Here is a 12,519-nt window from a genome sequence, read left to right on the forward strand (position 1 = left end):
TACCTGAATATGAATCCAATGTTAAGTGAATGTTTCCAAATGCGGTAGTGGCTTCGTGGCTGTTCCAGGCTAAGCCATGGGTTGGGCCGTGCGCCTACGCCTCAGCCAGCTCCTTTACCTTTTCCAGGGCCCTAGGGAAGGTTTCGGCAAAATACGCCTGGTGGTTTTCCGGCACGTCCATTTCTACGGTCAGCTCCGTGGTATTCCCAATTTGCCGCAGCGTGTAGTTTTCGGTAGCGCCTGCCCAGTCCTGGTTGTTCTGGTCGAAGGGCTGCTGTTGGCCGTCTTTTACCTGGCCCAGGTGCTGAAAGGAAATGTACTCGTGAAGGGTCTGCTGCGCAATCTGGCTATACATGCTTCCCCCATTAGCCGAGCTGAACACGACCTGGCTGCCTTCCTGCCAATCGGACTGGGCATGGGAGCCGGGACTGAATACGCTGGCCCACTGGCCATAGGTTTGTTCGCCCCAGAGCACATTCCACACTTTTTCTTTGGGCGCGTTAATCATAATGGAAAAGCAGGCCTTTTTCATCGGTGTATGGCAGGTTAAGCGTGGCTGAATGAGCTACTTATACGCGGCTGACCGGCACAAGGCTGTGCGTGGCGGCTCAGCAGACAGCCCTTTGATACACCGGGGCCCCCGGCGCTAGGTGCTCAGCTTGCCGGCCAGCCAGTCGCGGGTAGCGCGGGAGGTTTGGCGCTCTACCAAGGTCAGAAATTCCTCGGTAGTAGCCAGGTGAGCGGCGGCGGCAGTAGCCAGCAGTTGTAGGAAGACCTCCGTTCCCAGACGCTGCTCTAGCTCGTAGAGAATTACGGTCGGCTTGTCGTACATGGCCTTCCGAAACGTGGGGTAGTCATTGCGGCGCACGTCGAAGCCGATGACGGCGCCTACTGAGGCGGCACTGGTCCGGCGCTTGGCTAGTTCCTGACGGAAACGGGCCGTGTCGCCGGTGGTGCGCAGGTAGAGCAGGCTGGAATAGGTGGCCATGCCCTCGTTGAGCCAGTTGTTGTAGTCATTCCAGGTGCCGTAGCCCCACCACTTGTGGCTGATTTCGTGGGCCAGAATCAGTAGCTCACCCGTTCGGCGCGGGTCGAAGTCGGAGTAGGTAATGACGGCGGCGTTATCGAGCAGGCCGCTGGCGTTGCGGTTGGTGCCGGGCAGCAGAAACGTAAACTGGCGAATCGGTTCCTGACGGCCTATAGTCTGGTTTTGCCACCTAATCATGGCCTGGGCCTGGCTGAGCAGCACAGTGTCGAGGTGGGTGGCCGGGCGGTTAGCCTTGTGAATAACTATCTGTGGACTGCCCGCCGCCACCAGCGTAGTGAAGGAGCGGGCCGCCACGGCCGTTAGCTCAATGTTGGGCGCCGTACCGGTAAAATAGTATTCACCGGGCCGAACCCGCCGGGGCTCATGCGTACTGACTACCCGAAAACCCACGGGCACGTGCACCGTCAGCTGGTAATCGACCAGCTCATACTCCCGGTCGGGTAGGTTGGGCAGCCAGTTGGCAAAGGCCGTCAGCTCGGCCAGGCTGTCGGTGTAAAACCGCTCGGGCAATTGCCCGCCATATTCCACCGTAAGGCGCGGCCGGCGCTGCGGACCCGAAAACGCCACGCTCAGCCGCTGCAATGTGTCTTTCTGGAAACTGTCGTACCAGGGAGCGGCCGTGAAGCGGGTTACCTGGGGGCCGGTAATAGTTGCCAGCCGGAACTGCCGGTTCAGGTTCAGGCCCAGCTGGGAAACAGCGGCCGGTGCGGTGGTCGTAAGCGTGTAGCGGCAGGAAAAAGAATGAGTAGCGGGCTGAATGGTCAGGTCGACAGTTACCTGGTTGCGGGCTGGTTTGGCCCAGCCGGCGGTACCAAAGCCTAGCACTAGTGCCAGGAGTAAAAGGATAAGGCGCATTGAATAGAGGAATAAGGTGACGTAGCAAGCCAAGACCCGAAGCTACGCCAATTCACCGGCCAGCTCCAAGCTCAACTGCCCGCCACAAACTGCCGCAGCCGCTGCCGGGTAATGGTTTGATTGTGCCAGTAGAAGGAATCGGGCAGCTCCCGGCGGCTCAGCGTAGCATCCGACTGGCTACCGAGCCACTGCACAAATTCCGCCTGGTCGGGGAAAACCAGGGCGAAGGGCGGCCGGTCGTCCTGGGTGTTGAGGCCCTGGAGCTGCCCGTCCCACACCTCGGCGTAGATGTAGCGCCCCTTCTCGCAGGCCAGCCCCAGGCCACAATAGTCGCGGTGATATGCTACCAGCCGCCGACCCGCGGCCAGCGCCTCGGCCACGCGCTGCACCAACTCCGGCTCGAACCGACGCCCGGCCTGCTTGGGCTTCCCTGACGGCGTTTGGTTGGCAGCCATATAGTATCCAACAAGTAAAGTTTGCCAAGGAGCTCATCTTTGGCCGAGGCAACGGGCGGGCAGTTAGTACTCCCGCACGTCGTCAATCTTGTAGCCCTGCGGAGTCCGAATAACTTTGAAGTCGCCCGAGGCTTCGGCGTTGTAGGTGAAGTCTTTGGTGGTCACGGTAAACAGCAGGCCCTGGTCCGAGGTGCGTTCCTTAAACCTGCACCGAATCACCTTGACCTTGCCGAAATCCTGGCCCTGCACCAGCAAAAAGCCCCCGTTCCCGACAAGCTGCGGGTTGTAGCGCCCCGACCATTTTTGCTGAAACTTTTGCTCGGCGTTTTCCTCCTCCGCAAATTCCAGCTGCAGGGCGTCGAGTTTATACTGCACATACTGGGGCGTAAAAATGCTGGTTGAGTCGTCGGGGTCGGTATTACGCCGTTCCTGGTCCTCGTTGGTGAAGTTCGTATCGATGCTGGCAATCAGCCACTGGCGGGCCTGAGCTGTATCCAGAGGGGATGCTGCCGAAGCCGCCGGAGCGGCAGTAGGTGCAGCCGGGCCAGACTGCTGCTGCTCGGCGGGTTGAGTTTGGCAAGCCGTCAGCAGGCCTGTAGCAAGGCATAGCGCAAGCGTGATTTTCATCGGAAGAGTAATAAGATACGCAAGGTGAATAGCGGCGAGTGGCCGCGCCGGTAACGGGCGGGCGAAGCTAGTATATATCTAATATAAGATGATGCCCCGCACTTGGCTTCAGTAGGCAAAGTGCCAGTTGCGCTAAGCTGTCCTTAGCCCAGAACAATCCGTTTCGGGGCCATTTCTTCGGCATAGTCCTGCATAACGCGCCGCAGAATTTCCATGTCGCGCGGACAGTGTTGGGCAAATTCTTCCCAGTTGAGCAAGGTCAGCTGGTCGGGCATCTCCACAATTGCTATGGCTGAGTCCCAGAATGCGTCCCAGCTTGGACCGTACCATTCCGGGAAGCCTAGGGCTTGTTTAAAAAGCGCATGCAGGGCTGCTTTGGTTTGAATACCGGTCAGGTCGAGGGTCATAGTAGAAGGGAAGAAGGAGGGAAAGCCCAGCGTGACCGGGGTTTTTGTACCCGCTCTTGGACTCGAAATATACACCGCAATGCCTCGGGGCCGAGCTATATCTGGCTTGCCAGGGCCGCGCACTCGGCGTGGCGGGGGCAGCTGAGCAAATGGTCGTTGATCAGGCCGGCGGTTTGCAGGATGTTGTAGCAGGTCATGGGCCCGGTCATGACGAAGCCGCGGCGCTTCAGGTCCCGGCTCATGGCCTCGCTCTGCGGAGTCGTTAGGGGCACGGGGTTGGCGGCACTGCGCCGATTATCGACAGAGTGGCCGCCGACGTACTGGTAGAAGAACGGCAACAGCCCGGCCTCGCCGCCCACTTCCTCGCGCAGCCGCAGCCAGGCCTGGGCGTTTTGCACGGTGCCTTCCAGCTTGCGGCGGTTGCGGATAATGCGCGGATTGAGCAGCAATTCGGCCACATCGTCTTCGGTGAAGCGGGCAATCCGCTCGGGCTCGAAGCCGGCCAGCAGCTCCCGGAACCCTTCGCGCCGCTTGAGCACCACCGGAAAGTCGAAGCCCAGCTGAAACGTGTGCAGCACCAGATACTCGAACAGGATGCCGGGCTCGGCCACCGGCTCGCCCCATTCGTGGTCGTGGAAGGCGCGCAGCAAGTCGCTCTTGTCAGCCCAGGGGCAGCGGCCATCTACGGGTGCTGCCGCGGTGCCAGTTGCAGTAGTCATTGCTCTTCCTGTTGTCCTATAAAGTTCAGTACTGGTACGGCTGGAACGCAATGTCCGGTGCATTCGGGTCTGGCCCCGGAACTTGCTTTGAAAGTAACCTATAACGCCACGGGCGTCATCCAGTCGGAGCCGATGACGCCCGTGGCGTTACGTAGGTCTAAGATTTCAAAGAGCTTAATGGGCTTCGGCTTCCATTACAGCATCGGCCTGGGTGAAAGCCTCGTAGGTATCGGCGTATTTGAAATCGTCGAGCCAGTAGGCCGAGCCTACTACTTCCAGTACCAGGGTAGTCGCCTCTTGCCGAATGGTGCGCAGCTGCCAGATAATGAAAGGCGCCTCGGGAAAGCTGGTACCAGCCAGCTGGTCGCCGAAGAGGCGCTTAAGCAGAGTATTGTCGGGCATGCCCGGAGCCAGCAGGCGCAGGAGTGGGGCTTCGGGCTGGTGGGCAAACAGCGTGAGGTCATCGGCCTCGGCGGCGGTGAACTGCACCTGAAACCGCACCGCCTCGGCCCGGGGAAATTTGCCGTTGTAGGCTTCGTAGAGAAGCTGGGTAGCCTTGAAAAAGCCCTCGTGCTGGTGCAGCTGCGGGTTTTCTTCCCAGAGCTTCTCGGTCAGCATCTGGTGGGCCAGGTTCTCGACCTGACCCGGCGTGAGTTGATCAGCAAAGAGATAAGTAAGTACCAGCTGGGCAGCCTCAGTGGGTTCCAAATCGGTGAGGGCCATCAGGCACATGGCCTTGAGCTCGGCGGGCTCTATCTCGCCAGCTTCCTCAAAGTCGAGCAGCAGCAGCAATTCCCGGTAATCCTGATTGGTCCAGGAGTCGGGCAGGGCGCTGAGGGTTTCGAAGGAAAGGCGTTCAACAGTGAAATTCTTCATAAGTACAGGTACTAGCCGGCTGCAAGGCCGCAGCGGCGCGATGAGTCCGCGCCGCCTTGCTTACACTTACGGCGTGGCCGCCTAAACACCCACGAAATACCCGGAATAAAGCCGCCAGCCTCCGCCCCGGACGGCTTGGTTCTGCACCGAAACGCCCGGTCCGGCAGGGCCGAACCGGGCGTCGTTACCGGCGAAACAGGCGCGGGGCTACGGAATCAGGCGGTCCTGGCGTAGCTGCTCGAACAGGTCGAGGAACGAATCCTCGGTCGACTGGTACTCCCGGAAGCCTAGCTTGCGGCTCTTGGCCATGTCGGTCATAACTTCGATGGGGCGGCCCAGGTCCAGGTCGGTATGCCAGGGCGAGGCCAGGCGGCTCAGGTCGGCTTCCTGAAGCTGATGGCGCTCGGCCAGTTCGCGCCACACGGCGGCATCCTGGCTGAGCTCGGCTTCCAGCGGGTGAATCGTGCCATCAAAGCCCACGGCTTCTACCCCAAACCAGGCAGCCAGGCGGGGCCAGAGCCAGCTCCAGCGGAACACGTCCCCGTTCACGATGTTGAAGGCCTCATTGCGGGCGGCCTCGGTAGTAGCGGCCCAGCGGAGCTGCTTGGCAATAATGCGGGCGTCGGTGACGTCGGAGAGACCGTGCCACTGAGCTTCCGAGCCGGGCCAGCGGAAGGGGCGGCCGGTGGCTTTGCAGATGCTGGCGTACACGGCCAGGGTAGTGCCCAGGTTCATCAGGTTGCCCACGGCCTTGCCGATAATGGTATGGGGCCGGTGAATGCTCCACGTAAACCCGTCGCGGGCCGCGGCGGCGTACACCTCATCCTCCTGGGCGTAGTAGAAATTGTCGAGGGGCAGGCGGGGGTGTTCTTCGCGCACGGGCGTCAAGGGCAGGGTGCCGGTCTTAGCGTAGGCATCAAATGGCCCGAGGTAGTGCTTCAGGCCGGTTACCAGGGCCACGTGCTGCACTGACTTTTTCGGGGCCAGCGCGTCGAGCAGGTTGCGCACCATCAGGCCGTTGACGCGGATGTTTTCGGCCTCCGTATCCTGCCGCATCCAGCTGGTGATAAACACGTGGGTAGGGGCGAGGCCTTCCAGGGCGGTAGCCAGGCTGGTAGGGTCCAGCAAGTCGGCAGCCACGGGCTGCAGGCCAGGCACGTCGTGGCGGGGGGAGCGGGCCAGGCCGTAGGTGGGCCAGTCGTGGGCCAGCAGCTCCTGGGCCAGGTTGCTGCCGATGATGCCGCTGGCACCCACAATGAGGGCAATATTCTTCATGAGTTCTGATTTCAGAGTTTCAACCAAGCCACCTTACGCGGCGGCGGAAGCAGTAGTAACAGCTGAAACGCAGAATCGGCCCCCACGGAATGAAAAAGGCGTAGGGAAGCACAGCTATTGCATGCGGCAAGCATGCAAAACAGGTTCGTCGAAGAGTATGCTATGACTGCTGCTACGTGCCGACCAGCTGCTGGGGGCAAACCTGGTTAGAAGTTATTCAGGAAGGTTTCGGATTTCTGCTGGAGCTGCCTCAGAGCACTCCGGAGCTTGGGGCCCTGCTGTTTCAGGTCCTCTTCCATGGCGGGCGTATAGGTTAGCTTGCCCTCTGCCTGCTGCGTAAGCTGAGCATACACGGGGTTGAGCTGGTGCAGCAAGGAGTCGTAGGTTTTAGCCTGTTGCATGGCTAGCCGATACTGCTGATAGGCTTCCTCGTTCCAGTACTTATGAATGAGGGCGTAGTGGTAGTACTCGTTTTTACGCAGGCTGGTGACCGAGGTATTGTAATCCGTAATGATGCTGGTAATGTAGGCCTTGTTGCTGATGCGGTTGGCACCGATTTCCTCTGCCAGCTCCGCATTGAAAATGAAGGCAGAAAGCTCCTTGGAAATAACATCGAAGTGGGTGGTGCGGGTATTGGCGCGGTTGATTCCCGTCTTGATGTTGTCGACAATATAGTCGGAGAAAACGGTCAGTACTCCGATGATTAGCGTGGTAAGCAGTAGCCCGGCTTTCGACCGGAGCTCCTGGAAGAAAGTGGTCATAAACGAAGGAGACGGGGTAGCGGTAGATTCCATAGCGTTAAGGGCTGTATCAGACTGCGCTAGTATAGTAAACATTATATACGAATGCAGCATTGTGGCCCCAGGGTCTAGTTGCGCCATTCCCGCCCGCTAGGAGGCTAGTATTCCCGCACATCGTCAATCTTATAGCCCTGGGCAGTATTCACCACCTTGATGTCGCCTTTGCCGTTGTGCTGATTTTTTAGGTCGTGGACAACCACGTCGAACACAAAGGCGTGGTCGGGCGTCTGCTCTTTCAGCTGGCACTGAGTCACCTTGGCGGGGCCGTAATTCTCCTGGGTAAACAAGAAGCCTCCGCTGCCCACATAGCGGGTGTCATAGCGGCCACCCCACTTCTTCTCGAATGCCCGTTGGGCTTTTGCCTCCAGTTCGCCCTCCCCCTCGGTGTACTCCAGCCAGGTGGCGTCGGTTTTGTAGGTCAGGTATTGGAGCGAATAGATGCCGTTCGGGTTTTCGTCTTCGCTGTTTTGCTGCTCCTTCACCTTGTCGGCAAAATTTTCCTCGATGCTGGCAATCAGCCACTGCCGGGCCTGGGCCGAATCACCCGGCAGGACTTCGGTAGCCGGGGGCACGGGTTCGGCCAAGGCCCGCATAGTGCCCATTTCGGGCTCGGCTTCGGCCGCCGGCTCGGGTGCGGGGGCAAGTGCGGCGGTGGGCGGGGGCGTAGCGGCCGCCGCTGGTTGCTCGGTGGGTTGGGTCTGGCAGGCCGTTAGCAAGCCAGCTAGAAGGTATAAGACAGGCGTAGTTTTCATCAGAAAGTAGGCTGACAGAAACGACTACCACACGGGCACTGCCCCCGGTAATCGGTCCGTAAAGCTAGTATATAGCTATTTGAAGGTAGAGAGTAGCGTCGAAGTAGGATAAGTAGATGAAACTACGCGGGTTTTAGCTGGTGAACTGAGGCCAGGTTTTCCGGTCCCAGGCCTCGAAATAGCGGCCAAACCGGCCGGCGTGGGAGGGTGGAATAGGCAGATAGGCGTCGTGGGGCTCCAAGGGGAACAGGGCGTAGTGGAACCGCCATTTTTTGCCTGCCTCGTTTCCCATGACAGCGTCCATCAGGTCCCCATCCTGGCTGTCATCCGTGAAGTAGATAGTCGCTTGGCTAAACTCCTGGTGCATGGCCTGGGCCAGCGTGGCTATCAGCTTTTGCGACTCGGCCGGATAATGCCAGGGTACGTGCCCGCGCCAGATGTAGGCGGGAATGAGCTCGTACGTCTCCAGGCAAAAGCCGCAGTAAAACCAGTTGTCAGTTACACCCTCGTCAAGGTTGGGAGTGAACCCCATTACGTAGGGCTGAATGGCAATATTCCAACCTGGAAGTTTGAAGTCGGCAACATCCCATTCTATAGCAAAAACGCAGCAGGTGCCTTCTGCTACCTCCCACCGAAACGCATCGAAAACGCGCTGCACTTCGTCGGGCGGTACGCCCAGGCGGAGCAGCACGCGGGAAAACCGTTCCAGAGCCGGTTTGTAGTCGGTGCCAATAAGCTTCTCGTAGACTTCGATAGAATCCTTTTGGGGCATAATGAGGCGGGTATACGCTACCGTGGCACTAAGCAAGTACGGGTTGGGAAAGGTAGAGCCAATCTGTTGTGCCGCCAAGGTCAGCCCGCGGCAGGCTTGTTTCGGCTGCTAGGGCCGGGCTACCTTAGCGGCTACCTTTCTACCACTTTCCCTTTCTACGCATGAGCACCACCCTCGAAAAACGGGTCAATTTCCTCACGGCCTATGCTATTGGCAGCACCGTTGCCTTCGGGCTGTTTATCCTGGCGTCCTTCACCGGCTCCGACAAAAGCCAGAAGCTCGATGAGCTAACCGTCAAGCGCGTCAACGTCATCGGCGAGGATGGCAGCCTGCGCATGGTTATCAGCAACAAGGACCGGCAGCACTCGGGCCGCATGAACGGCAAAGACTACCCCAAGCGCGAACGGCAGGCGGGCATGATTTTCTTTAACGACGAGGGCGACGAGTGCGGCGGCCTGGTGTACGCCGGCGAAACCAAGAAGGGCGAAACCAACTCGGGCATGTCCTTCACCATGGACCAGTACCACGACGACCAGGTCATCCAGATCCTGAACGCCGAATCCTACGCCGCGGGCAAGGCCAGCATCCGCCGCGGCATCAGCATCAACGACTACCCCGTGGGCTCCAACATCGACGTGCGCAACGCCAAGCTCCTGGAGCTGGAGAAAATCAAGGACAAAGCCGAGCGGGACCGCAAAATTGACGAGCTCTTCGCCCAGGAAGGCTCCAAAAACCGCGTCTTCCTGGGCCGCACCGGAAGCAACAACTCCGGCCTCTTCCTCTCCGGCCCCGACGGCAAGCCCAAGCTCAAGCTCTACGTCGACGCCAGCGGCAACCCCCGCATCGAAACCCTCAACGAGAAAGGCGAGGCCAAAAACCTGCTGGAGGAGAAGAAGTAGGAGGCGCGCAGGGTACCAATCTGACAACAAGTGCCCTCCGCTCTGGCAGCCGTTTGCCCTAAATCCGTTTACTAAATCACTAGGTGTGTTGGCTTATTTCGTCTGTCATCCTGAACGCAGCAACGCGGAGTGAAGGACCTTCCTCTATGTTCTGACAAGCAGTATTCAACACGTAAAAGCCCTTTACCGCGCTAGGTGGTAAAGGGCTTTTACGTGTTGGTATGGGCCTTAATAGGGTAGGTAAGAAAGGTCCTTCGTCGCCGCTTCATGCGCGGAATGTTCAGGATGACAGAGGAAATACTATCAAGCCGAAAGTTCGCAGTACTCCGGTTTGCCGTGCGAAAAGGCTGGGAAGCCACCAGCACAAGTCCCGAGGCTCATTCAGAAGTCTAGAAGCACTTCAGCACAAGTCCTGAGACACTGTTGATGTTTTAAAAACGCAGCGGGACTTGTCCAGGAGCATTTTCACAACTCCTGTAGGCCCCGGGACAAGTCCCGGCGAGCTGCCGGAAATAGAAAAGGCCTCCGGGACTTATCCCGGAGGCCTTCCGAAACTCAATTTGTGCCTCGGGACAAGTCCCGGAGGCATTACTCACTTCATAGAAACCTCCTTGGCTTTGGCCGGGCGCTTCGCTACGCGGGTTTTCCCAAAATCAAAAAACCGGTACACTTCCTCGGTCTCCTCGAAGCGCAGCTCCAGCTGGGCCTTGAGGCGGCGCAGGGCGCGGGCCAGCTTCAGCCAGTCGGCGGACAGGGCCACGCGGGCCTGGGAAATAGCCGCGTCGGCGGTGTCCCGGCTCTCGTCGGCACTAGCCAGCTGCTGGTAGGCAGCTTTGGCAGCAGCGGGCAGGCTGGGCTGGCCCAGGCCGGCGGCGTGCTTGGTGTAGAGGTCAAGCAGCAGCTTAGAATCCTGAAGCAATTCATGCTGGTCGAGGCCGGTGAGCTTACCCCGGGTATACTTCCTAAAGTCGGCGTAGGCCGGGAGCTTACGCAGCTTGGGCGTCACGTAGTCCTTCATCGTGTCGTCCACGAAGGTGAGCCACTGCCGGCGGGCCATCCGAAACGCCTCCGTGCCCCCGCTCGTGGATTCGTCGGCATCGGTCAGGTTCACATCGAAGCCGTTGAGGGCCGCTTCCAGGGCCGTGAGGTGGGCGTTAAACTCGTTGCCGAGCTCGGCCTGCTTCACGGCCAGGTGAGTAGCCGCGCCCAGGGCTTTAAAGTTGGTGCGCGACATGGGCAGCGTCGCGAAAAAGTTGTCGAAATAACTCTGGTAAGCAGGCATAATGAAGAGGTAAATAAGTACATAAAATAGCCCGACCCGGCAAGGCCGGACCGGGCGTAAGGTATTGAGGAACTGAAGTTAGGCAAGCGGAGGTAGGCGGGTTTATTTTTTAACTACCTGTTATGGCCTGGGCTACTGCTTCGGCCGGTGTCAGAACGAGTACCGTAGCGTCGCGGAAGCCTTGCGGGTCGCGGGTAATGATAGCCGTAATAGCAGGTGCCGCCGTAGCGGCAAAATACTGTAAGGCGTCTTCGAAATCGGGGAAACCGGCAGCTAGAGCCTGCTGTACCGTGGTGGCATCTACTGACACTACTTGCACCAATCGAGTCAGCTTACTCAAAGCAGCTAGCGTCTGCTCGTGGGTCTTTGTTTTTCGAGTGATGTAGTAAGCGGTAGCGAAGGATAAACTGGCGGCATACAGCTGTAACTGCTGGCGGCGGGCCAGCTCCAGCAGGGCAGCAGCATCGAGCGCGAAGGGAAGGCGACCCAGCAGAAAATCAATCAGCACGTTTGTATCCAGAAACCAGTGTTTCATTTCAGATACTTAGCGGTCAGATATTCGTCGCGGGCCTCTTCGACGGTCATGCCCTGCGGTAGCGTCACCGACCCCATCAGCGCCAGAATCTCGGGGATATTTCCAGCGTTGGCGTGGTGCCAGCCTGCTTTCCTAATGACACGATAGTTGCTTCGGGTCTTGACTCTTCCACGGTAATCTTCGGCTTAGCAGTCAGGCTTAGCAAGGTATCTTCGACTAGTGCTGCCAAAGTCTTACCCTGGGCCTTGGCATAATCTTCGGCCTGCTGGGCCAGGTGGTCGGGAAGGTTAAGCGTGAGTTGGGTCATGGCAGTGGCAGTTAGCTACGGAAGATACGCAGAACGGCGGGGAGAAGTGCCCCGGGGCGCCGTCGCTCGTCTCTGCCGAGTGACCATTATGCGGAGGGGCTGTGCCCCGAGGGGCCCGCGCCGTACGGTGATTCTGTTTGCGCGGCTCAATTCGCAGCATAGCTGCTCACACGTAGGCGTCACTCGGCACAGCCGAGCGACTGCGGGACTTGATTATTCAATAACAATATTTCCACTAACCATAAAACCTACTGGCAGTAAGTATTCATTGAGGCAATGGCCATGTGTTGCCATGCTATAACCTTGCATCATAAGCATAAATGAATCCTGCATACTTTGCGGTGAAATACCTATCAAGTCACTTGTTATCCTATTCGTCTCGATGACCTTAGTTAATTTAATGACAATGTATTTCGAGGTATGCACGGAGATAATGGTTCCGAACAGATTCTCGGGTTGTTCGCTAATCATAATGCGTACGGTTTGACCTTTTAAGGACTGCTCCTCGCCCGAATATGGAGCCTGAGAGCCAATGGGAATCCAAAATGGAAGCCTTTTTCGCGCAATAAAACCTGATAGGAGTCCGTCGCCAGCTCTGGAACCATATCTCCACTTGATATAGGGCCGGGCTGAGTTGCTAGGCTCAAAGTCAATAGAGAGATATTCCCGCTCTTCCGCGTTCAGCTCGCGCACGGTCCCATTCTCCTCTACATAGACATACTTAAATTCGGGGCCAGGGATGCGCAACGGAAATTCTGCCAGGAGATTGAGGATAAGAATAAACAAAATCAGCAAGCAAACTAGGGCAACCAGGGCACCGAGGATATACAGTAAAAACATAGCGGGCTATAGTATAGAAGATGGACTAGCTGGAGCAATCCGAAAGTAATAGAAAATGAATGCTTAATGC

General features: G+C 58.2%; 16 protein-coding genes. 1 reads left to right on the top strand and 15 read right to left on the bottom strand.

Going from position 1 to position 12,519, the window contains the following annotated elements; all coding sequences use genetic code 11:
* Positions 1-94: 94 nt before the first annotated feature.
* The 11 genes from MUN80_RS10920 to MUN80_RS10970 form a co-directional block, all read right to left on the bottom strand.
* Entirely contained in the window at positions 95-532 is a 438-nt protein-coding gene (locus tag MUN80_RS10920; RefSeq protein WP_244723640.1) for an SRPBCC domain-containing protein, read from the bottom strand.
* A gap of 114 nt (positions 533-646) precedes the next feature.
* A complete protein-coding gene (locus MUN80_RS10925) occupies positions 647-1,903 on the bottom strand; it encodes a M1 family aminopeptidase (RefSeq protein ID WP_244723642.1) in 1,257 nt (418 codons plus the stop codon).
* A gap of 71 nt (positions 1,904-1,974) precedes the next feature.
* Complete coding sequence (locus MUN80_RS10930) at positions 1,975-2,358, bottom strand: hypothetical protein (protein ID WP_244723644.1); 384 nt, start codon at positions 2,356-2,358, stop codon at positions 1,975-1,977.
* Between the two features lie 63 nt (positions 2,359-2,421).
* Positions 2,422-2,985, bottom strand: coding sequence for a hypothetical protein (locus tag MUN80_RS10935; protein ID WP_244723647.1), 564 nt, complete (start codon positions 2,983-2,985; stop codon positions 2,422-2,424).
* Positions 2,986-3,128: 143 nt separating this feature from the next.
* Entirely contained in the window at positions 3,129-3,392 is a 264-nt protein-coding gene (locus tag MUN80_RS10940; RefSeq protein WP_244723650.1) for a barstar family protein, read from the bottom strand.
* A 95-nt stretch (positions 3,393-3,487) separates the two neighbouring features.
* Complete coding sequence (locus MUN80_RS10945) at positions 3,488-4,111, bottom strand: DNA-3-methyladenine glycosylase I (protein ID WP_244723653.1); 624 nt, start codon at positions 4,109-4,111, stop codon at positions 3,488-3,490.
* Between the two features lie 174 nt (positions 4,112-4,285).
* Positions 4,286-4,987: a hypothetical protein gene (locus tag MUN80_RS10950; RefSeq protein WP_244723655.1), complete on the bottom strand. Its 702-nt coding sequence runs from the start codon at positions 4,985-4,987 to the stop codon at positions 4,286-4,288.
* 207 nt (positions 4,988-5,194) lie between these two features.
* Positions 5,195-6,262 carry an SDR family oxidoreductase gene (locus MUN80_RS10955; protein WP_244723658.1) on the bottom strand — a complete coding sequence of 356 codons (1,068 nt, stop codon included), beginning with the start codon at positions 6,260-6,262 and terminating at the stop codon, positions 5,195-5,197.
* Positions 6,263-6,468: 206 nt separating this feature from the next.
* Positions 6,469-7,023: a hypothetical protein gene (locus MUN80_RS10960; protein ID WP_244723661.1), complete on the bottom strand. Its 555-nt coding sequence runs from the start codon at positions 7,021-7,023 to the stop codon at positions 6,469-6,471.
* A gap of 137 nt (positions 7,024-7,160) precedes the next feature.
* On the bottom strand, positions 7,161-7,814 hold the full coding sequence (locus MUN80_RS10965; RefSeq protein WP_244723664.1) for a hypothetical protein: 654 nt from the start codon (positions 7,812-7,814) through the stop codon (positions 7,161-7,163).
* Positions 7,815-7,947: 133 nt separating this feature from the next.
* On the bottom strand, positions 7,948-8,586 hold the full coding sequence (locus MUN80_RS10970) for a hypothetical protein (RefSeq protein ID WP_244723667.1): 639 nt from the start codon (positions 8,584-8,586) through the stop codon (positions 7,948-7,950).
* A gap of 161 nt (positions 8,587-8,747) precedes the next feature.
* On the opposite strand from MUN80_RS10970, the gene MUN80_RS10975 reads away from it, so the two are divergent.
* On the top strand, positions 8,748-9,485 hold the full coding sequence (locus tag MUN80_RS10975; protein WP_244723670.1) for a hypothetical protein: 738 nt from the start codon (positions 8,748-8,750) through the stop codon (positions 9,483-9,485).
* 592 nt (positions 9,486-10,077) lie between these two features.
* Here MUN80_RS10975 and MUN80_RS10980 read toward each other — a convergent pair.
* From MUN80_RS10980 to MUN80_RS10995, 4 genes are all read right to left on the bottom strand, one after another.
* Positions 10,078-10,767 carry a hypothetical protein gene (locus tag MUN80_RS10980; RefSeq protein WP_244723672.1) on the bottom strand — a complete coding sequence of 230 codons (690 nt, stop codon included), beginning with the start codon at positions 10,765-10,767 and terminating at the stop codon, positions 10,078-10,080.
* Between the two features lie 109 nt (positions 10,768-10,876).
* On the bottom strand, positions 10,877-11,302 hold the full coding sequence (locus MUN80_RS10985; RefSeq protein ID WP_244723675.1) for a PIN domain-containing protein: 426 nt from the start codon (positions 11,300-11,302) through the stop codon (positions 10,877-10,879).
* Positions 11,303-11,378: 76 nt separating this feature from the next.
* Positions 11,379-11,609, bottom strand: a complete 231-nt coding sequence (locus MUN80_RS10990) for a DUF6364 family protein (protein ID WP_244723678.1) — start codon at positions 11,607-11,609, stop codon at positions 11,379-11,381.
* 213 nt (positions 11,610-11,822) lie between these two features.
* A complete protein-coding gene (locus MUN80_RS10995) occupies positions 11,823-12,449 on the bottom strand; it encodes a hypothetical protein (RefSeq protein ID WP_244723681.1) in 627 nt (208 codons plus the stop codon).
* Positions 12,450-12,519 lie beyond the last annotated feature (70 nt).

The organism is Hymenobacter cellulosivorans (genome assembly GCF_022919135.1).
Taxonomy (GTDB): Bacteria; Bacteroidota; Bacteroidia; order Cytophagales; family Hymenobacteraceae; genus Hymenobacter; species Hymenobacter cellulosivorans.